Here is a 20070-nt window from a genome sequence, read left to right as displayed (position 1 = left end):
TTTTCATGAATGAGGATATACTAAAATTAAAGATTGAACGGATAAAATGGGAAACGCCGGATACCGCTTCCTTTTATTTAAGCAACACAACAGGCAAGCCTATACATTATAAAGCCGGGCAATTCATTACCCTGATATTCAATCACCATAACGAGGAGATCCGCAGGTCATATTCCCTGAGCTCCTCACCAGATGAGGATCTTTTATCCATCACCGTAAAGCGGATAACCAATGGAGAGATCTCCCGCTTTATGCTTGCTAAGGAACATCCGGGTGATATATTAACGGCACTCACCCCTGCCGGCCGGTTTACTATAACCAACTTTGAGCCGGAAAAAGATATACTCCTGTTTGCAGGTGGCAGCGGCATTACACCCATATTTTCGCAGCTTAAATATATACTGAACCGCCCGGGTAAAAGTCGGATTACGCTTATTTACAGTAACCAGGATGCAAAGTCTATATTATTTAAGGATGAACTGATTGAACTGGCCGCCAAATACCCGGATAGGTTTACCATTATTAACCTGCTCAGCAGCGAGGCCAACCGACTGAATACCGACAGGGTTGAAAAGCTTACCCGCCAAATTGTACAGCATGAGCTGGGCAAGGCTGAATTTTATCTTTGCGGCCCATTCCCTTATATGCGGATGATCAGGTTCGCGCTGGTGTATATGGGTATAAACCCTAACCAGATACGCCGGGAAAACTTTGTATTGGAAACCGTATCTGTTACCAGCTCGATCATCAATTTTCCGCCTCGCAACATCAGGATCAAATTTAAAAACGAGGTGCATGACCTGGCCGTTGGCGAAAATCAATCCATATTACAGGCTGCCCTGCAAAACAACGTAGCGCTGCCTTATAGCTGCCGCAATGGAGTATGCTCCACCTGTACAGCCAAATGCGCCAGTGGTAAAATTGAAATGGTAAAAAATGATGTGCTTACCGATGCCGACATAGCCGAAGGCTGGATACTGACCTGCACCGGTCATCCCATAAGTGATGATGTGGTGATATCGTTTGGGGAGTAAATAAAAATGCGTCATTGCGAGGTACGAAGCAATCTCTACACAGGCAAGTCAATTTGCTCTGTATAGCATAGAGATTGCTTCGTACCTCGCAATGACGTGTGGAAGGAAATATAGATGCTTCACTCAGTTCAGCATGACAAATTTTATAAGCTATGTCAAATGCTGTTTATGCACTCTTCTGTGCACCACCTCTTTTACTTTTTTTGATTTTGACTTTTTACGCTTGCCCAGCCAAATGATAAACCCTGTTATGGGCAGCGAGGCACAGATCAAACTGGCTAAAAAAGCGATAATCTTGGTGGTAAGTCCACCTATTTGGCCCACATGCAGATCATAATTCATCTCGTTCATTTTCAGGCCGGTACTTTTCTTTTCATTAGGTGTTTGCTTTAGCAGTTTGCCTGTATATTTTTCAAAAATGTATTCGTCGCTATTATAATAGTGCAGGGTTTGGGCGTAAGCACTTATACCAACCGTACCAGCAGCAGTAGCATCGTCATTAATAAGAAACATCTCGGCTTTGGGCGACCGCACCTGCGCAATTGCAAAAGCTTTATCTATCACAAAACCGTTTTTTACTTTCCCTTTCAAAAGTGAATCAGACTTCAGCACCTCTTTTTCTGATGGATATGACCGGCCTAAGTTAGCAGTGATATAAATACCCTCCCTTACCGATTCAAAAACCATCGACAGGCCCGTTATAGCCAGTATAATGGCTACGGAGGTAGCATAAAAGCCCAGTACATTATGCAGATCGTAATTTACCCTGCGCCAGCGGCCGTTCCATTTAATATTAAAGCTGCGTTTACGGTCGCTTTTACGTTTGGGCCACCAGAGTATGAGGCCGGTGATCATGATCACCATAAATATAATGACGGATATGCCCACCACTAAGCTGCCAACCTTAGCAGGCAGCAGCAGGTACAGGTGAATGTACTCTACAATAATAAAAAAGTTTTTCGCCGGGTTCTCGGTATGGGTTATTTTGCCGGTGTAAGGGTTTAAATACACATACAACATTTCGTCCTTAGGCAAATTGACCAGTACGGCAGCAGGCCTGTTCACTCCATAATAGTACATATAAGTGGCCGATGCTCCTTTCCGACCCTTAAGCGCTTCGGCTTTTAAAACTGATGGATCAAGGTAGGGTTTGTACTGTACTTCAACCTTGCGGTAATCATGTATCAGGTCCTGTATCTCATCCTGAAAACAAAATATACAGCCGGTAATACTCACAATAAACACCACCAGCCCGGATATAAACCCGAGCCAGCGGTGACAGAATAATATGACTTTCTTAAACCTCGTCATTATTAAAATCGGTAAGCAATACTCAAACGGAAATTGCGCGGTGCATCTGCCTGCCAGTAATAAGCGTTCAGGAAAGAATAATAGGAACCGCTATAAGTATATTTGTCAAGCACATTAAATACGTTGCCGGTAATGCGCATTTTCGCACCTTCCCAAAATAAGCCAGCATCCATTTTAAAGTAGTTGGGCAACTTTTCCAGGCCAACGCTCCAGGTATCTGTCTGCCGGCCGGCAAGATAAGTTCCGCCCAAAGAAATGCCGGTACCTTTTAGTCCACCGCTACTTAATTTATAGCTCAACCAAGCGTTAGCAACATGTTTTGAGTAACCGGGAACCACATCACCTACTTTAATAGTATTATCTGGAGATGCGGCAAGGTCGGGATTTACTTTGCTCACTTTTGAATCGGTGTATGCGTAGTTTGCAGTCAGGTTCAAACCGGGTAGCACTTCACCACGCAGGTCAAACTCCAAACCCTGAGATTTTTTTTGACCAAATATGATACTTAACCCTGAGTTAGGAGCAGCATTGGGGTCGGCAGTTAACTCGTTATTTCTTAAGATGCGGTATACCGAAAGCGTAGTGTTCCATTTGCCATCAGCCCAATCTTTTTTAATACCAAACTCGGTGTTGGTACCGGTTAATGGCTGTAATTTACCAACGCTAACCCTGCCTGCCTGTGGTAAAAATGTCTGGTCGCGTAAACCATAAACCGAAGTTTGATTGTCTATGGATACGCTCAGGCCAACACGCGGGGTAAAATGCTTAGCTTCTTCCGGAGTGTTAAAGTCTGACATTTGTATGGAGGTATAACGGCCTGCCAATGTTAATCTAACTCTGTTATCAAAAAACCCAAGTTCGTCTTGCACATAGAAGCTTGAATAGCGTGAGTTGATCAGACCAAATCCTGCTGCTGCACGCGCCTCTAAATTTAAGGTACGGTCAAACGTAGGATAACCATTTGCAGGGTTGTTTAATGTAGGGACGCCTTCTTCATAAGGATTAAAAGGTGTTTCTTTGGTATCAAGCGATTTAGTTTGAGCATAATCGGCAATATATTTTTTGTCTGCCATATCAATGCCCCCTAAAATTTTATGAACTATGCCACCGGTAGTTACCTTGCCATTTAAAAATACCTGGGCTAATGACATAGTGCTTTGTGCTTCCCAAATACCTGCGTTGCGCACATACCGGCCGTCGGCAAATACGGTGTCGGCCCACATAGAGGTGCCGAGTTGCGAAGAGCTGTAACGTGCCGCCTGCGCAGTCAATTTCCAGTTATCAGCTAACTGGTGCTGCAGGTTCAAACTAAAGCTATGATCATTAATATTGGTTGGAGGCAGGCCTGCCGGTAACTGGGTAAAGTTACGCGGAAGCACAGCATAGCCTTTAGGGCTGAATACGTAGTATGAACCAACGTCAGACATATGCGCGCGCTGATAAACATACTCGGCCGTCAGCTTGGTTTTATCGTCAATTTGGTAAGAAATCACCGGCGCAATGGCATAACGGTCATTAAACTCATTAGCACGGAACGAGGCCTTGTTTTGTGCAGATAAGTTTAAGCGATACAGCAGTTTTCCATCTTTGCTCAGTTTCCCGTCAAGATCAAGCGTTGCGCGGTTCAAATTGAAACTACCGGTGGTAAAGCTAACTTCGCCTTTTGTTTGGCCGGTAGGCTTTTTAGTAACCACATTGTATAATCCACTTGGGTCGCCGTTAGACAACATAAAGCCTGCAGGGCCTTTTACAAATTCAATATGATCAACAAAGCTCATGTCTTCGGTAAGCGGGCCCCAGTATGAACTTACTACGTTAAAGCCGTTCCGGAATGCCTGTATCTGCGAACCGCGCATGGTAATATTAGTATACATATCGCCCCAATGCTCTAATCTTACTGCACCGCTCACGTTACGTATCAAACCATCGCTCATGCTGATTACCTGTTGATCGGCCAATACTTGTGATGTAACTACCTGAATATTTTGAGGAATCTGCAATAAAGGCTCATCCAACCGCAAACTATTTGAAGGGGCATCTACTTTATATTTTTGCCTTTTACCGGATATGGCCACTTCATTTAACTGGTTCGCATTTTCGGCCAGCGTAAAATTGGCAACAGCCGGATGGCCAGCCATTACTTCAACCTGTGCTTCCTGTGCCTTTTGACTAACGTGACTGATAACAAGGGTGTACTTTCCCTGAGGTACCCGCAAACTAAAATCGCCATTCGCGTCGGTAATTGTTCCATACTTGGTGCCCTTTAAAGTAACCGAAACGTTTTCGGCCGGGCCGTCATTATAAATTTTAATGTGACCTTTAACAATACCGCGTATTTGCTGCGCCGAAGCGAAATTTGAACTAAAGGATAATAAAATTAAGAGAGGGAGAAATATTTTGTGAAAAGAGAGTTGGGGTTGTTCCATTTTATTTAGACTAATTACAAATAATGGTCAAAAATAAAATACAAAGCCTTACAATCCAAATTATTTAGAATAATTATAAATAATAATGGTTTTTTAGTAAGAGAATCGCTGAAGAGAATTATTCTCATTAATGCTAAGCTTGACGTTCTCTATATGGGCGCAATGTGGCAATCTCACCGTGCAGGTTGCACAAGCAAAGTTTGTTACTTATCCTGTGAGATTGCCACGCTGCGCTCGCAATGACATAATTGTAGATGGTTCAGTAGAAGCGCCTACTGAGCAACTTAACTTATATAAACAACGCCCGGATTGTTGTATCAAATATCAATCACTTCTTTCTTTTTCTTACTTTTCATTCGTTTGGGTACAAATTCAAGTATCTCATTTTTGAGGGCCTCAATCATGCGGCGTTTTAAAAAGTTACGCTGTATCACAATGCTTACCTCGCGGGCAGGTTCGGGCGATTTAAAATAACGCACCCTGTCCAATTGTTTGTCGCTTAGTTCGGCCAGGGCAAGTTCAGGCAATATGGTGGCGCCGTTATTCTGGTCAACCATCCGTTTCAGAGTTTCAACACTCCCGGTATTATATTCAAAATGCAAAAATCCTTTAGTTGATTTACGGCGCTGGCAAATGTTTAAAACCTGCTCGCGCATACAATGCCCCTCGTTAAGCACCCAAATCTCTTCCATATCAATATCCTCGGGGTTGATATTTTTCTTTTTTGAAAGTTTGCTATTTTTAGATACGTAGGCCACAAAGTTCTCGTAAAAAACAGGGATCTCGGTTAAGGTGCTTTCATGCAGCGGGGTCGACATGATGCCGCAGTCTATCATCCCCAATTTTAACTGCTGCACAATTTCCTCGGTAGTTTGCTCCCAAACTATCAGCTTAACCTGCGGAAACTTTTCAATAAAACCCCGGATAATTTTGGGTAAAATATAAGGAGATACGGTAGGAATAATGCCCACCCTTAATTCGCCGGATAATTCTTTTTGCCTGTCGGTAATAATTTCCTTTATTTTTTCACTTTCCGACAGCATGATACGGGCCTGCGTAATTATTTCGATACCAATTTCGGTAGGTGTTACAGGTTGTTTGCTACGGTCAAAAAGTTTTACACCAAGCGTATCTTCCAGCTTTTGTACCTGCATACTCAGTGTTGGTTGCGTAACAAAGCATTTTTCGGCAGCTAATACAAAACTCCGGTAGGTATCAACGGCTACAATATATTCAAGTTGGGTAATGGTCATATAGATAAATTCTATTCAAATATAACAATTATTGATTTTTTCTATTGAAATATTATAATGAAGTTTGAACTAACAAAACCAACTTGATATGGAAACCAATAAAAAAAAGCTGACTACTGCATCCGGTATCCCCTATGTGGAAAATGAAAACTCACTAACTGCCGGACCAAGAGGACCGATCTTGTTACAAGACTTTATACTTCACGAAAAAATGGCTCACTTTAATCGTGAACGTATACCGGAACGTGTGGTACATGCAAAAGGATCAGGCGCTTATGGTAAACTAACCATCACCCACGATATTTCAAAATACACCCGTGCCAAAATATTTAATACGATAGGTAAAGAAACCAAGGCATTTTTACGTTTCTCGACCGTAGGTGGCGAAAAAGGATCGGCTGATACGGAGCGCGACCCAAGAGGGTTTGCCCTAAAATTTTATGCAGAAGACGGTAACTGGGACCTGGTAGGTAACAACACACCAGTGTTTTTTATAAAGGACCCAAAGAAATTTGGTGACTTTATTCACACCCAAAAACGCGACCCCTATACCAACTGCAAAAGCGCTACCATGATGTGGGATTTTTGGTCATTAAGCCCTGAAAGCCTGCACCAGGTAACCATACTGATGAGCGACAGGGGAACGCCTTACGGTTATCGCCATATGGATGGTTTTGGCAGCCACACTTTCTCGTTCATCAATGCGCAGAATGAAAGATTCTGGGTGAAATTCCACTTTAAAACCCAGCAGGGTATTAAAAACTTTACCGACGCGGAAGCCGGTGAAATGCGTGGCAAAAACCCTGATTTTGCACAGCATGACCTGTTAACCGCTATTGACAATGGCGATTTCCCGAAATGGGCCTTGAAAATTCAGGTAATGCCTGAGGCTGACGCCAAAACATATCACATTAACCCGTTTGACCTTACCAAAGTATGGCCACATGCCGATTATCCGTTAATTGATGTTGGTATATTGGAGCTTAATGAAAACCCCGACAATTATTTTGCCCATGTGGAACAGGCTGCTTTTGCACCGGCACATGTTGTTGATGGTGTTGGCTACTCGCCCGATAAAATGCTGCAGGGCCGCATCTTGTCATATCCTGATGCGCACCGTTACCGTTTAGGAGGTAATTATGAACAGATCCCTGTAAATAAATGCCCGTACCTGGTAAGTAATTACGAAAGGGATGGCCAAATGCGTGTGGATGGCAACCAGGGTTCAAATCCTAACTATTTCCCTAATAGTTTTGATGATATTGAAGTTGATCAAAGCTATAAACAGCCGGCCTGGGATTTTGGCAGCTCTGTAGGCGACTGGTATGACCGCAACGCCGAAGGCGAAAACGATCATTACACCCAACCGGGTAATTTATACCGTTTAATGGATGGACAGGCAAAACATGACCTGATCACTAATATTGTGAATTCTATGAGTGGTATTGATGGCCCTAAAAAAGATCAGATAGTTAACCGTCAACTATGCCATTGGTTCAGGGCCGATATTAATTTAGGTATGGCAATTGCCAAAGGCCTGGAACTTGATCTGAATGAAACCATGAAACAAATGCCGGCTTCGGTATAAAGTATTAAGTCAAAAGTTTTAAGTCCTAAGTCTGCAGTTGTATTAAAAATACTGCCGGCTTAGGACTTAAAACTTTTGACTTAGAACTTACTCCACCGTAACAGACTTAGCCAGATTACGCGGCTGGTCAACGTTACAGCCACGCATTACGGCTATGTGGTAAGCCAATAGTTGCAACGGTATTGTAGCCACCAGCGGTACAAACGCCTCATTGGTTTGAGGTATCTCAATCACATAATCGGCCATGTTCCGTACTTCGGTATCACCTTCGGTAACAATGGCTATTACATGCCCCTTACGTGCTTTTACTTCCTGTATATTACTGATCACTTTTTCGTACGAGGAATGCTGGGTTGCAATAACCACTACCGGCATATCGTCATCAATTAAGGCAATAGGGCCGTGTTTCATTTCGGCGGCAGGATAACCCTCGGCATGAATATAGGATATCTCCTTAAGCTTTAAAGCTCCCTCAAGCGCCACTGGGAACGAACTCCCCCTGCCCAGGAACAGGCAATTTGTTGAATCCTTGAATTTCGCGGCAATTTCTTTAATATGGTCGTTTGATTTTAAAGCCTGCTCCACCAGTTGCGGGATCTCGTTTAGCTCGGTCAAATACTCCACCAGTTTGCCTTGTGTTATTTTACCGCGTTGCTGCGCAATGTAAAAGGCAATAAGTGTTAGCACGCTAACCTGGGCGGTAAATGCCTTTGTTGATGCTACACCAATTTCTGGGCCGGCGTGGGTATACACCCCGGCATGTGTAGTACGCGGTATGGATGCACCCACTACATTACAAATACCAAAAATAGTAGCGCCTTTTTCCTTTGCCAGTTCAATAGCCGCCATGGTATCCGCGGTTTCGCCCGATTGTGAGATGGCTATTACCAGGTCCTTTTCTGTAATGATAGGATTGCGGTACCTGAACTCAGAAGCGTACTCCACTTCAACCGGTACACGGGCATATTCTTCGATCAGATATTCACCAACTAAACCCGCGTGCCATGACGTGCCGCAGGCAATGATGATAATACGGTCAACATTTTTTAGTTTTTCAGTATACTCCTTTATCCCCCCCAGCTGTACCTTACCCTGCTGCGGGTAAATACGGCCACGCAGGCAATCACGAATGGAACGGGGCTGCTCATATATCTCTTTGAGCATAAAGTGGTCATAACCGCCTTTTTCAAGCATCTCCAGCTTCAGGTCAAGCTCCTGTATGTATGGGGTTTGAACCGAGTTGTCAATATTTTTGATCAGCAGGTTATTACGGTTTATAAACGCAATTTCGTTATCATTTAGATAGATCACATTTTTAGTGTACTCCACAATAGGTGTGGCATCTGATGCAATAAAATATTCGCCCTTACCTACACCAATTACCATTGGGCTGCCTTTACGGGCAGCTATGAGCTCATCTGGCTCGTCAGCGCTCATGATCACAATGGCATAAGCGCCTATCACCTTATTTAAAGCTACCCTCACAGCATCGCGCAGATCCAGGCCGCCCTGCTGCTGTATATCCTCTATCAGGTGAATTAAAACTTCGGTATCCGTATCGCTTTTAAAAACGTGGCCTTTAGCCAGCAGGGTTTCTTTAATAATACCGTAGTTTTCAATAATGCCATTATGAATAATGGTTAACTTACGGTCGCCAGACGAGTGCGGGTGCGAATTGCGGTCGCTTGGCTCGCCATGTGTTGCCCAGCGGGTATGCCCTATCCCTATTGATCCTTTCAGGTCAATGTCTTTAACAAACTTTTCAAGATCATCAACCTTGCCTGCCTTTTTATAAACCTTCAGCTCTTTATCTAATAAAGCCACACCGGCGCTGTCATAGCCCCGATATTCTAAACGGTGAAGTCCTTTAATAACTATTGGATAAGCATCCCGGTAACCTATATAACCTACAATTCCGCACATAATAAATTTATTAAAATGTAAATGGAGCAAAAATAATTAGCTATATAACATAAATCATAGCTAATTATTTTGATTTTTTTAGAAAAGAGGGACGTTTTTAATTACTTAAAAACAAATTTTAAGAAGTATAAATAGCTTAAATAAAAAATCCCCTTATCGGGGATTCTTTTTATCTAATCAGAGGTTCGTTTACTTACGGATCTTGGTATAAATGATATTCAGCTTGATTTTATAAGGTGAAGTTTTATCGCTTCCAACCGCTACGGTACGGGCTGCAACCTGTGCGGTTGGACTAATATTAGTAGAACCTGTTTGACTATTAACCTCTGTTGTATCAACAGGTGCTACATACGTTCCATAATCAATTGTTTTTTTAAGTAACAGATCCTGGATGTAAGCTGTCACTATAAAATGATATTCTTTTTTTGTTTTACTATATCCCCCGCCAAATACACCTGCCTGGGCACGCGCATCGGTTGGTGAAGCATCCTGAATAAGAGTACGCTGCTTGGCTATATCTAACTGGTACATGGTAAGTTTTGGCAATGGAGCATAAGGTATACCTGAGTTTGGCACTGGTGTGATCACCAGTTCGGCCCTGTTCAGTACAATAGAATCAGGCAATTTACTCAGATCCGGGAAACTCACTTTGGCTCTTAAACCTGCAAGCCCTTGCAAATAAAAAGTGTTTTGTGAATTTGTTTTGTCGTTTAGCGCAGCCTGAATGGTTGAAGTATAAGTATGTGTTATCTCGGCACTGTGCGATGAAAAAGGCAACGTCACCGTAGCGGTATCAATGGTTGCACCATTTACAGCTTTATAAAACACATCTATGCGTGATGAGTCAAGTGCAAGCTGTAAAACACCCCCGGCATTGGAAGCCTGGGTTTTATCTAACATAACATATAAACCCTTCACTGCATTTTGGAAAAGCAGCGTTGAAGCCAGCTGCGAACCAGTTGCATTCAACAGATTATCATAAATAAACTTCTTGCTGAATGGAATACGCAACTGCGGACCAACCTTTTGCACAGTATCAACCTTTGCATCCCTGATGTTAGTAATGGTTACGCTATCGTGTGTACGGGCTGTAAATGTTTTTGTACCCAATAAATTGCCCAAATTAGCCTGCCAGTGTTTGGTGTTATAATAAGTTTGGTTATTGGCTTTTTCCTGTAGCTGGTAAACATTTGCTACGTAACGGGTAGCAACAGAATCACCATAAAAACCATCGGCATATCGTAATACCAATACAGCAGAGTCAATAGTTAATGTACCCGGTGGCACAGTATATGCCGCATTATTTGGTAATGAAAGGGCAAGGGCCAAATTTGATTTTGTTGTTCCAAATTCAGGGTCGGTAAAGTTAGCAAGCGGTGTTTTTGCAAGCGCCGATGTAACTACAGAGTCTTCAACAACAGTATTAACAATAATGTTGGAATCAACAATTAAACTTCCGTTGATCTGATTTGAAGAGTCAATACCTAAACCGATCCCATCTTGTCGTTTACAACTATTAAAAATAAAAAGACTTATTAACAGCGTCAATAAGTCTAATCTTAAAAATTTCATATATAATATTAAAGATTAAGCAACATGCACCAATTCATCGTTGGTAATTTCGTCGTAAAAATTGTAATAATTTTCGAAATCTGCGGTAGAATCAAATTCTAAAACCGATTTATTGCTGTTTTTAACATTATTTAACACATCTGCATCTATATTCTCGCTACCCAAAACTATTCCGTCTGAGTATTGAATGGCACCTGCATATAAGGCAGAATTTGTACCTTCTTTGTAAGCGTCAACGTGCTGTTCGGTCATGTTGTTCATGATAGCCTTACGCACAAAATCGCCATTCATTTTCTCTTTAAAATCATTTTCGTAGATAGAGTAAATGATCTTTGAGTTTTTGAATGTAGGATCGTCTTTATAAGTAGTTTTTAAATAAGCAGGCACCAATGCACTAAGCCAACCATGGCAGTGAATAATATCAGGAGCCCATCCTAATTTTTTTACAGTTTCCAATGCACCTTTGCAAAAGAAAATCATCCGCTCATCATTATCGGCGTAAAATTTACCGTCTTTATCACCAAACACATGTTTACGCTGAAAATATTCTTCATTATCTAAAAAATATACTTGCATGCGCGCCGCCGGGATAGATGCTACTTTAATGATCAGCGGGTTATCATTATCGTTGATAATGATGTTCATACCCGATAAACGGATCACTTCATGAAGTCTGTTCCTGCGCTCATTAATATTACCAAAACGCGGCATAAGGATACGGATCTCGTAACCTTTCTCCTGCATAGCCTGCGGAAGTTGGCGTGTTATTTCAGCAATTTTAGTGAGTTCGAGAAAGGGAGACATTTCATGAGTTATAAACAAAAGCTTAGATTTACCCATCACTTAATCAGTATTAAATATGTAAAGAAGTCAAAAAATTTGAGTCTGCAAATATAAGCATTATTATATGAACTGTCAACGAATTGTGCAAGTAACTTTTGGTATTTTTTAGGCAAATGCACATCTTTACCAAAATTTGTAATAGTATTTACATTGAAAATATTTACCACCAAAAAAGAAATAACACACTATTTTACCCATAAAACAGGAAAAATAGTGGGCTTTGTACCTACACTGGGAGCCCTGCACCAGGGCCATATGTCATTAATTAAACAGGCACAGCAAAACAGCACCGAAGTGGTTTGCAGCATTTTTGTTAACCCCACACAGTTTAATGACCCCAAAGACCTTGAAAAATACCCCAGGCCAATAGCTGCAGACATCAGTATGCTGGAGCAGGTTGGATGCGATATTTTGTTCAATCCCCCGGTTAATGAAATTTATGATGATAATGAGAAATGGCATTTAAACATAGGCGATCTGGAACATTTGCTCGAAGGCGAATTTAGGCCGGGGCATTATCAGGGGGTTACCCAGGTGGTTTATAAGCTGTTTAGCATTGTGAAGCCGGATATCGCTTTTTTTGGGCAAAAGGACTACCAGCAGTTTTTAGTGATCAGTAAAATGGTTGAATTGCTGAACATGCCGGTTAAACTGGTCATGTGCCCTATTGAGCGCGAAAATGACGGTCTTGCCATGAGCTCAAGAAATATTCATTTAACTCCCGACGACAGGCACCATGCGCTGATCCTCTTCAAAGCACTAAGCTGGGTTAAAAACAATTTTGATGCAGGCAATATTCCGGCAATAAAACAGCAGGCCGGGCTAATGATAAGTAACGAACCCGGAATTGAGTTGGAATATTTTGAAATTGTTGACGGCCAAACTCTGCATACCGCAACTGCCGATACAAAAAACATAGTTGCACTTGTTGCGGCCAGGGCAGGTAAAACAAGACTGATAGATAATATGTTGATTGGTTCTTAGCTCATGATTCACAGATCATGGTAGCCCGATAATTGCAGGTATACAACTATTTACATTTAGCCAACAATGCAATGTACTATCAGCTATGAACCATGAGTTAAATATTCATAACTTTGCATCATGATTATTGAGATATTAAAGTCCAAGATTCACAGGGTTAAGGTAACACAGGCCGAACTGAATTATGTGGGCAGTATTACAATTGATGAAGATTTGATTGAAGCGGCTAATATTATACCGAACGAGAAAGTCCAGATTGTAAATAATAATAATGGCGCACGCTTTGAAACTTATGTAATAAAAGGCGAGCGTGGCAGCGGAACAGTATGCCTTAACGGTGCAACAGCACGGTTGGCCCAGGTTGGCGATATTGTGATCATTATGTCATACGCGTACATGGAAACTGATGAGGCCCGTGCATATGAGCCCATATTGGTGTTTCCTGATGCTGATAATAAGCTGATCAAATAAGATTCGTTTTTCCAAACAAACAAAAACAACCATCCTTCTCTCAAAGCACCGCTATAAGCCGGACAGGTCATCTACGCACAATTTTTGTTAAAAATTTAACGTAAATCTGTGACACAATCCCCTGTTTTCAGGAATTAATTACGCGGATAAGAACCCAAACCCAGGGTAACTTTTAAACTTGCATCAACGGCGTTAGCCTTACGCAACAGGTAAACCATCCTGATGCGCACACTTGGCTGCCGAACAAGGTCATCAAGAAAATGTGAATTATCAATATCAAGCACAATGCTATTACCAACTTCGGGGGTAATATCCTTACGCACAGCAACCAGTACTTCATCACTCCCATCGGCTTTTGCCATATACACCCTCAAAGAAACTATATTGCCAATGTTATAATCAGATGGGTCTTTTGATTGCAACTTGGCCGATACAACGCGCACCTCGCTTATCCGGCCTGCATTATTACCATCTTTAGTAAAATCCTGGTCAAAGCTGTTGGCTATACTTAAAGCAGTACGCGCTTCGCCCACTGTTGCCGATGCCGGAATCACCAGATTGGCTGTATAAGGGAACGTTGACTTTACGATAGATTGCATCATGGCGCAACTACCCAAAAACAAGGTTATTATCAGAATAAACAAAGGCTTCTTCATCATATCAATTCAGGTGGTTATCCTCTACACTACAAACGCGGGTTTAATAAGTTTGTAATGCATATTATATATTAAATTTCAGTATAATTTAACTTAAAGCCGAATTTTTTTTTGAAAATTGTTAAAAAAACCGGTATCGGGGTTATGAACCGGTCTATCACAGCAATATTTAAAAATACGCTTTTTTTTGCATTTAAAATCACATTTTAGTTACAGTAAAGCTATACAATATTACGCCAAAGCGGCTTTCTAAAATTTTATAAAAAAATAGGCTAAAAAGTTTCACAAAACTCTATCTTTGCACCCCGACACTGAAGTCGGGATTTTTTCGCTTTCAGTGCATAGGAAAAATCGTTATCGTCTTAACAGACATTGACTTTTAACTTAGAACTTTTGACTTAAAAAAAGCCCTATGCCCAAAGACAACTCCATCAAGTCCGTTTTAATTATTGGTTCAGGCCCTATCATTATTGGCCAGGCCTGCGAATTTGATTACGCCGGCTCACAAGCAGCCCTTTCGCTCAAAGAAGAAGGTATTACCGTTTCCATCATTAACAGCAATCCGGCAACTATCATGACGGATAAGGTTATTGGCGACCATGTTTATCTGCTGCCACTAACCTGTGCAAGTATTGAACAGATACTTGCAGAACAAAAAATTGATGCTGTATTGCCTACTATGGGCGGTCAAACCGCGCTTAACCTTTGTATTGAAGCTGCAGAACGCGGAATTTGGGAAAAATACGGTGTAAAAATTGTAGGGGTAGATATAGCCGCTATTGAAAAAACCGAGAACCGAGAAGCTTTTCGCCAGTTAATGGTTGATATAGGCGTGGGCGTAGCTAATTCAAAAATTGCCAACTCTTTTCTGGAAGGTAAAGAGGCGGCACAGGATATTGGCTTTCCGCTGGTTATCCGCCCAAGCTATACCCTTGGTGGTAAAGGGGCGGGCTTTGTGCACAAAAAAGAAGATTTTGATGCCGCATTAAGCCGAGGCCTTCAAGCTTCACCATCGCACGAGGTTTTGGTTGAGCAGGCTGTTATAGGCTGGAAAGAATACGAGCTTGAGCTGCTGCGTGATAATAACGATAACGTTATCATCATCTGCTCTATCGAAAACTTTGACCCGATGGGGATCCATACCGGCGACTCGATCACTGTGGCCCCGGCCATGACCCTGAGCGACCGCTGCTACCAGGATATGCGTAACCAGGCCATCCGTATGATGAGAGCCATTGGCAATTTTGCAGGTGGCTGTAACGTACAGTTCTCGGTTAACCCAGCCGATGAAGCCATCATCGCTATTGAAATTAACCCGCGCGTTTCGCGCTCATCGGCGCTGGCATCAAAAGCAACAGGTTATCCTATCGCTAAAATTGCTGCCAAGCTGGCCATAGGTTATAACCTTGACGAAATAGAAAATCAGATCACTAAAACAACGTCGGCTTATTTTGAGCCTACTTTAGATTATGTGATCGTTAAAATACCACGTTGGAACTTTGATAAATTTAAGGGCGCCAACAAAGAGCTGGGCCTTCAAATGAAATCAGTAGGCGAAGTGATGGGCATTGGCCGCAGCTTTATTGAGGCGCTGCAAAAAGCCTGTCAGAGTTTAGAGATAGGCCGCGCCGGTTTAGGTGCCGATGGCCGTCAGAGCCGCAATCTGGAAGAGATCATGCACAGCCTGGAGCATCCAAGCTGGGACAGGCTTTTCCATGTATATGACGCGCTGAGCCTGGGCGTTCCCATTGAATCGGTAAGGAAGGTTACAAAAATTGATCGCTGGTTCCTGAACCAGATCATGGATGTGGTGAACCTGGAGAACGAACTGCGCCGCTATTCGTTAACCAACATTCCTGAAGATTTCTTCTTCACCCTGAAACAAAAAGGATTTTCTGATACCCAGATAGCTTATATACTGGGTAACGTTACCGAAGAAGATGTGTATCTGCGCAGAAAAGCTTTGGGTATTAACCGCGTTTACAAAATGGTTGATACCTGCGCTGCCGAGTTCCCGGCCCAAACGCCTTACTACTACTCAACCTACGAGGGCGAAAACGAATCAATATCATCAGATAAAAAGAAAATAATTGTATTAGGATCGGGCCCTAACCGTATTGGTCAGGGTATTGAGTTTGATTACAGCTGTGTACATGGGTTATTAGCCGCCAAAGAAGCCGGTTTTGAAGCTATCATGATTAACTGTAACCCTGAAACTGTATCAACCGATTTTAATATGGCCGACAAGCTATACTTTGAGCCGGTATATTGGGAACATGTTCGCGAGATCATTGAACTTGAAAAACCTTATGGTGTAATTGTTCAGCTTGGCGGGCAAACTGCTTTAAAAATGGCCGAGAAGATGCACGAACATGGCATCAGGATCATAGGTACATCATTTGATGATATGGATGTTGCCGAAGACCGCGGTCGTTTCTCAGATCTCCTGAAAGAGCTTGATATCCCTTATCCAAGATATGGCGTTGCCGAAAGTGCCGAAGAAGCACTTGAAGTTGCCCACCATGTTGGTTACCCTGTTTTGGTGCGCCCGAGCTATGTATTAGGCGGACAGGGCATGAGCATTGTTATTAATGACGAGGACCTGGAAAAAGCTGTAGTTAGCTTATTAAAAAACCTGCCAGGCAACCGTGTATTGATTGACCACTTCCTTGACCGTGCCGCAGAAGCCGAGACTGACTCGATCAGTGATGGTGATGACGTGCATATCATTGGTATGATGGAGCATATAGAGCCTGCAGGGATCCACTCAGGCGATTCATTTTCGGTATTGCCACCATTTGACCTGTCAGACAACGTGATTAGCCTGATGGAAGAATATACGGTTAAAATTGCCAAGGCATTAAATGTGCGCGGCTTGCTTAACATCCAGTTTGCTGTTAAAAATGATCAGGTGTTTGTAATTGAGGCCAACCCGCGTGCATCACGTACGGTACCTTTTATTGCCAAAGCTTATGATGTACCTTACATTAACATAGCTACCAAGGTAATGCTTGAAGTTAATAAGCTTAAAGACTTTACCATTGAGCGCAAACTATGGGGTTATGCCATAAAAGAACCTGTGTTCTCTTTCGATAAATTCCCTGAAGTGAACAAGGAGCTTGGCCCCGAAATGAAATCAACAGGCGAGGCTATACGCTTTATACCAAACCTGCAGGATCCTTATTTCAGGCACTTGTACAAAGAGAAATCAATGTACCTGAGCAAATAAAAATAATTAAAACATTAAATTACACGTGTAGTTTAATAACAGGATAAACATTTACCTGTAGCTCCCCGGTTACAGGTAAATTATTGTTGAACTTAGTTACTATAGATTGAAAGTTAATTCGAATAATACCCAGGCATTCAACCTCAATAATGTTGATCCTGAAGATATAGGTGATGTTCTTGTAAAAATTGAAAAGTCCTTTAATATCCGTTTAGACGATACATCCTGTAAAGATGTTAAAACCTTCGGCAAGCTTTGTGATATTGTAGTTGAAAAGGTAAAGCAAACCAACAACGATAGCTGTACTACACAACAGGCATTTTATAAAATACGCAATGCTATTAACTCCACCATTTCGCCGCCTAAAGAGCTGATAAAGCCTCAAACCCGGTTAGCAGATATTTTTCCCCGTGATAACCGTTTAGAGGTAATAGCCGAAATTGAAAAGGAAATGGGTTTTAAAATTAACCTTTTACAACCTAAGCAAGGCATAGTGGGCACATTCGTATTTGTATTACTGGCATCTTTGGCCGGTTTCTTTTTTCAACCGGTAATGGCTTTTGTTGGATTGATCATTGCGGCTATAGGGCTAATGCTTGCAGGAAAGTTTGGTAAAGAATTAAAAGTAAAAACCCTTGGCGACCTGGCCGAAAAAGTGGCGAGAGAGCATTATCTGAAATGCAGGCGCGATACCGCTACTGTAAACAGAACCGAAATAGCACAAAAAATAAAAGAGCTTTTTACAGCTGAGCTATATATGGAACCATCGGTATTAACCCGCAACACCAAGTTTTAAGCAAAAAACCACAACATCTTTTTTTGAAAGGTCATCCATATTACTTGGGTGACCTTTTTTATTTAATCCATATTTGGTTGTCGCATTATTCAGTAAATTGCGAAACCTATGAATATCCTGCATAAACCTTTAAAACTAATATTAATTATTGGTAGCCTCATTTGTGGTGCCAATTTTGCAAACGCCCAGGCAAAAAATGCCATCGGAATTGGAGCCGGCTTGAACACTTCAAGAGAGGGCTCGGGCGTTGGTGCTACTTTACAAGGCGAAATTAAACTGACCAATTCCATTAGTTTAGCCCCTTCTCTTGGTATTGAAATACCTTATGTAGCTTATTTGGGTGTTGCTGGCCGATACTATTTTACCGATGAGGTTTATGGATCGCTTGGGGGCTTCGCGCATGTTGGCGGCGTTGATGATCCTTACCTCGGGCCTGGCGGAACAGCCGGTATCGGTTTCATAATACTCGCAACCACCAGGCATGTTCTCGACGTAAACTTTCATGCCGATTATTTTGAGAACGACCATGAAAGAACTACCCTGGCTGGTTTACGTTTAACATATAATTTTTCATTCACAAGGTTAAAATAACGCAGTTCAATCTTCACGGGCTTTCGTGTTTAAACAGCTTGGATGCTCCGTTAGGAGCTGCCTGTTTGTAGCAAGCCAAATCAAAAAACAAGATTGCTCCATAGGTGCAACCTAAATTGGCAGTAAATTGCCTTTAAAGATCATCTATATAGAAGACTTTTTTTATTTCGTCTATTTGCTGTGAACCAAGGTAAAAAATTTATCAATCACCTCTCGGATTCTAAAGTAACTTCATTTAACTTGGGCTTACTTAAAAAAAATGAAAAACTTTATTTCATATGAGGGATTACCTTTAAAATCCGGAGGAGCACACAAAATAAATAAAAACCCTATAGTGATTTTCGAGTCAGTAATTGATTTTATAAAATCGTTTACTAATAATGATGCTCCTTATGACTCTACATTGATATTTAACACATCAGAGAATAAGGATTCAAAATCAGCAACATTCTGGCTCTTATTTAAGGCATTTGGCTTACCGGGATTATCTCTAACAAATAAGCAATTTAGTTGGATATGGAAAGTTAGAAATAGCCAATTAAGTAAAGCTGTTAGTTTTAGTGATCGATTTACAAATTTGACATTGGCAGTCATGTGGCGATTTAGATTTGTTGATCCTGTTTCAAAGAAAATTATAATAGGCCAGGATAAAATTCCGGTTATAGATGAGCGCTTATACAACTCTCAAATCTATTTAAGGATAGGTAAAGTTTCAACAATATCTATATGGTTTACTTTTCCCTTTACAAGTACTGATAACCTCAATTATTTGAAATTAGTAAAAGACAATTGCCCTTTTGCATTATCAAAAAATCAATGGAAATCATGGAAACTATCAAAAAACGGCAATTGGATAGATCGAAAAATTAATATAGACGAAATTACTTTTAACGAATAACCATTAATGTTTTAGATAGCGGTTTTATTTATCAACTATTAATCCTTTCACCTCAAAAGTTACCTTTCGTTTAGGATCAGTTTTAACCTCATGCTGTTTCTTGCCACTAACCGTATCACCGGCCATGTGCTGCAGGTCATCGGCTATAAATTGTTTGGCTGCTACACCTTCAACTATTACCTTACGCCCGGCCAGGTCTGCAGGTATATTAATATTATAATTTTTAAAATGCGCCGATATTACTTTACCGGCACCGGCATCTAACTCAAACCAGCCACCTTTTTCACGCGTCACCCTGATCACCCTACCTTCAATGGTAGTACTGATCCGTGTTTTTTTCCCCATAAATGCTTCCACTTTGGCGGCGCTCATCATAGCTGTTGTATCAGGCTTTTGCCCGTAAACCATGCCGTGCGGTAAGGGCACCTCTTTTTGTGCCAGCACCGTTGCCGACGCAAATAACAAAACAAAAAATGTTAATAATTTCATGATACA

At 41.6% G+C, this 20070-nt stretch carries 16 protein-coding genes; 8 read left to right on the top strand and 8 right to left on the bottom strand.

Annotated features, from left to right (window positions below; translation table 11 throughout):
* The first annotated feature begins 5 nt into the window (after positions 1–5).
* Entirely contained in the window at positions 6–1034 is a 1029-nt protein-coding gene (locus M2273_RS21680; protein ID WP_429399865.1) for a 2Fe-2S iron-sulfur cluster-binding protein, read from the top strand.
* A gap of 150 nt (positions 1035–1184) precedes the next feature.
* Here M2273_RS21680 and M2273_RS21675 read toward each other — a convergent pair whose 3' ends face one another.
* The 3 genes from M2273_RS21675 to M2273_RS21665 all read right to left on the bottom strand — a co-directional run bounded on the left by M2273_RS21675 (position 1185) and on the right by M2273_RS21665 (position 6024).
* Positions 1185–2345, bottom strand: a complete 1161-nt coding sequence (locus tag M2273_RS21675) for a PepSY-associated TM helix domain-containing protein (RefSeq protein WP_429399864.1) — start codon at positions 2343–2345, stop codon at positions 1185–1187.
* A 2-nt stretch (positions 2346–2347) separates the two neighbouring features.
* Complete coding sequence (locus M2273_RS21670) at positions 2348–4771, bottom strand: TonB-dependent siderophore receptor (RefSeq protein ID WP_429399863.1); 2424 nt, start codon at positions 4769–4771, stop codon at positions 2348–2350.
* 317 nt (positions 4772–5088) lie between these two features.
* Positions 5089–6024, bottom strand: a complete 936-nt coding sequence (locus tag M2273_RS21665) for a LysR substrate-binding domain-containing protein (protein ID WP_429399862.1) — start codon at positions 6022–6024, stop codon at positions 5089–5091.
* Between the two features lie 88 nt (positions 6025–6112).
* Between M2273_RS21665 and M2273_RS21660 the strand changes: the two genes are divergently transcribed.
* Positions 6113–7612: a catalase gene (locus tag M2273_RS21660; protein ID WP_429399861.1), complete on the top strand. Its 1500-nt coding sequence runs from the start codon at positions 6113–6115 to the stop codon at positions 7610–7612.
* A gap of 87 nt (positions 7613–7699) precedes the next feature.
* Here M2273_RS21660 and glmS read toward each other — a convergent pair whose 3' ends face one another.
* From glmS to M2273_RS21645, 3 genes are all read right to left on the bottom strand, one after another.
* Entirely contained in the window at positions 7700–9535 is a 1836-nt protein-coding gene (gene glmS, locus M2273_RS21655) for a glutamine--fructose-6-phosphate transaminase (isomerizing) (RefSeq protein ID WP_429399860.1), read from the bottom strand.
* Positions 9536–9724: 189 nt separating this feature from the next.
* Positions 9725–11107 (bottom strand): DUF4270 family protein, encoded by a 1383-nt coding sequence (locus M2273_RS21650; RefSeq protein ID WP_429399859.1) that lies wholly within the window; start codon positions 11105–11107, stop codon positions 9725–9727.
* Positions 11108–11122: 15 nt separating this feature from the next.
* Positions 11123–11947, bottom strand: coding sequence for a glycogen/starch synthase (locus M2273_RS21645; RefSeq protein ID WP_429399858.1), 825 nt, complete (start codon positions 11945–11947; stop codon positions 11123–11125).
* Between the two features lie 153 nt (positions 11948–12100).
* On the opposite strand from M2273_RS21645, the gene panC reads away from it, so the two are divergent.
* Complete coding sequence (panC, locus tag M2273_RS21640; RefSeq protein ID WP_429399857.1) at positions 12101–12934, top strand: pantoate--beta-alanine ligase; 834 nt, start codon at positions 12101–12103, stop codon at positions 12932–12934.
* 120 nt (positions 12935–13054) lie between these two features.
* Positions 13055–13405 carry an aspartate 1-decarboxylase gene (gene panD, locus M2273_RS21635; RefSeq protein ID WP_429399856.1) on the top strand — a complete coding sequence of 117 codons (351 nt, stop codon included), beginning with the start codon at positions 13055–13057 and terminating at the stop codon, positions 13403–13405.
* A gap of 134 nt (positions 13406–13539) precedes the next feature.
* Here panD and M2273_RS21630 read toward each other — a convergent pair whose 3' ends face one another.
* Complete coding sequence (locus M2273_RS21630) at positions 13540–14064, bottom strand: hypothetical protein (RefSeq protein WP_429399855.1); 525 nt, start codon at positions 14062–14064, stop codon at positions 13540–13542.
* A 409-nt stretch (positions 14065–14473) separates the two neighbouring features.
* Between M2273_RS21630 and carB the strand changes: the two genes are divergently transcribed.
* The 4 genes from carB (at position 14474) to M2273_RS21610 (ending at position 19575) form a co-directional block, all read left to right on the top strand.
* On the top strand, positions 14474–17290 hold the full coding sequence (carB, locus tag M2273_RS21625; RefSeq protein WP_429399854.1) for a carbamoyl-phosphate synthase large subunit: 2817 nt from the start codon (positions 14474–14476) through the stop codon (positions 17288–17290).
* Positions 17291–17396: 106 nt separating this feature from the next.
* On the top strand, positions 17397–18086 hold the full coding sequence (locus tag M2273_RS21620) for a hypothetical protein (protein ID WP_429399853.1): 690 nt from the start codon (positions 17397–17399) through the stop codon (positions 18084–18086).
* Between the two features lie 108 nt (positions 18087–18194).
* Positions 18195–18677 carry a hypothetical protein gene (locus M2273_RS21615; RefSeq protein WP_429399852.1) on the top strand — a complete coding sequence of 161 codons (483 nt, stop codon included), beginning with the start codon at positions 18195–18197 and terminating at the stop codon, positions 18675–18677.
* Between the two features lie 259 nt (positions 18678–18936).
* A complete protein-coding gene (locus tag M2273_RS21610) occupies positions 18937–19575 on the top strand; it encodes a hypothetical protein (protein ID WP_429399851.1) in 639 nt (212 codons plus the stop codon).
* Positions 19576–19599: 24 nt separating this feature from the next.
* Here M2273_RS21610 and M2273_RS21605 read toward each other — a convergent pair whose 3' ends face one another.
* Positions 19600–20064 (bottom strand): DUF4920 domain-containing protein, encoded by a 465-nt coding sequence (locus tag M2273_RS21605; protein ID WP_429399850.1) that lies wholly within the window; start codon positions 20062–20064, stop codon positions 19600–19602.
* Positions 20065–20070: the final 6 nt, after the last annotated feature.

It is taken from the genome of Mucilaginibacter lappiensis (assembly GCF_050433765.1).
Lineage (GTDB): Bacteria > Bacteroidota > Bacteroidia > Sphingobacteriales > Sphingobacteriaceae > Mucilaginibacter > Mucilaginibacter lappiensis_A.
The sequence above is the reverse complement of the archived record's forward strand: the minus strand, read 5'-3'. Positions and strand labels throughout refer to the sequence as shown.

What these genes read in the sequence shown, in the direction of transcription:
- M2273_RS21680 (WP_429399865.1), top strand. Translation starts at nt 6, where the DNA reads ATGAATGAGGATATACTAAAATTAAAGATTGAACGGATAAAATGGGAA.
- M2273_RS21675 (WP_429399864.1), bottom strand. Translation starts at nt 2,345, where the DNA reads ATGACGAGGTTTAAGAAAGTCATATTATTCTGTCACCGCTGGCTCGGG.
- M2273_RS21670 (WP_429399863.1), bottom strand. Translation starts at nt 4,771, where the DNA reads ATGGAACAACCCCAACTCTCTTTTCACAAAATATTTCTCCCTCTCTTA.
- M2273_RS21665 (WP_429399862.1), bottom strand. Translation starts at nt 6,024, where the DNA reads ATGACCATTACCCAACTTGAATATATTGTAGCCGTTGATACCTACCGG.
- M2273_RS21660 (WP_429399861.1), top strand. Translation starts at nt 6,113, where the DNA reads ATGGAAACCAATAAAAAAAAGCTGACTACTGCATCCGGTATCCCCTAT.
- glmS (WP_429399860.1), bottom strand. Translation starts at nt 9,535, where the DNA reads ATGTGCGGAATTGTAGGTTATATAGGTTACCGGGATGCTTATCCAATA.
- M2273_RS21650 (WP_429399859.1), bottom strand. Translation starts at nt 11,107, where the DNA reads ATGAAATTTTTAAGATTAGACTTATTGACGCTGTTAATAAGTCTTTTT.
- M2273_RS21645 (WP_429399858.1), bottom strand. Translation starts at nt 11,947, where the DNA reads ATGGGTAAATCTAAGCTTTTGTTTATAACTCATGAAATGTCTCCCTTT.
- panD (WP_429399856.1), top strand. Translation starts at nt 13,055, where the DNA reads ATGATTATTGAGATATTAAAGTCCAAGATTCACAGGGTTAAGGTAACA.
- M2273_RS21630 (WP_429399855.1), bottom strand. Translation starts at nt 14,064, where the DNA reads ATGATGAAGAAGCCTTTGTTTATTCTGATAATAACCTTGTTTTTGGGT.
- carB (WP_429399854.1), top strand. Translation starts at nt 14,474, where the DNA reads ATGCCCAAAGACAACTCCATCAAGTCCGTTTTAATTATTGGTTCAGGC.
- M2273_RS21615 (WP_429399852.1), top strand. Translation starts at nt 18,195, where the DNA reads ATGAATATCCTGCATAAACCTTTAAAACTAATATTAATTATTGGTAGC.
- M2273_RS21610 (WP_429399851.1), top strand. Translation starts at nt 18,937, where the DNA reads ATGAAAAACTTTATTTCATATGAGGGATTACCTTTAAAATCCGGAGGA.
- M2273_RS21605 (WP_429399850.1), bottom strand. Translation starts at nt 20,064, where the DNA reads ATGAAATTATTAACATTTTTTGTTTTGTTATTTGCGTCGGCAACGGTG.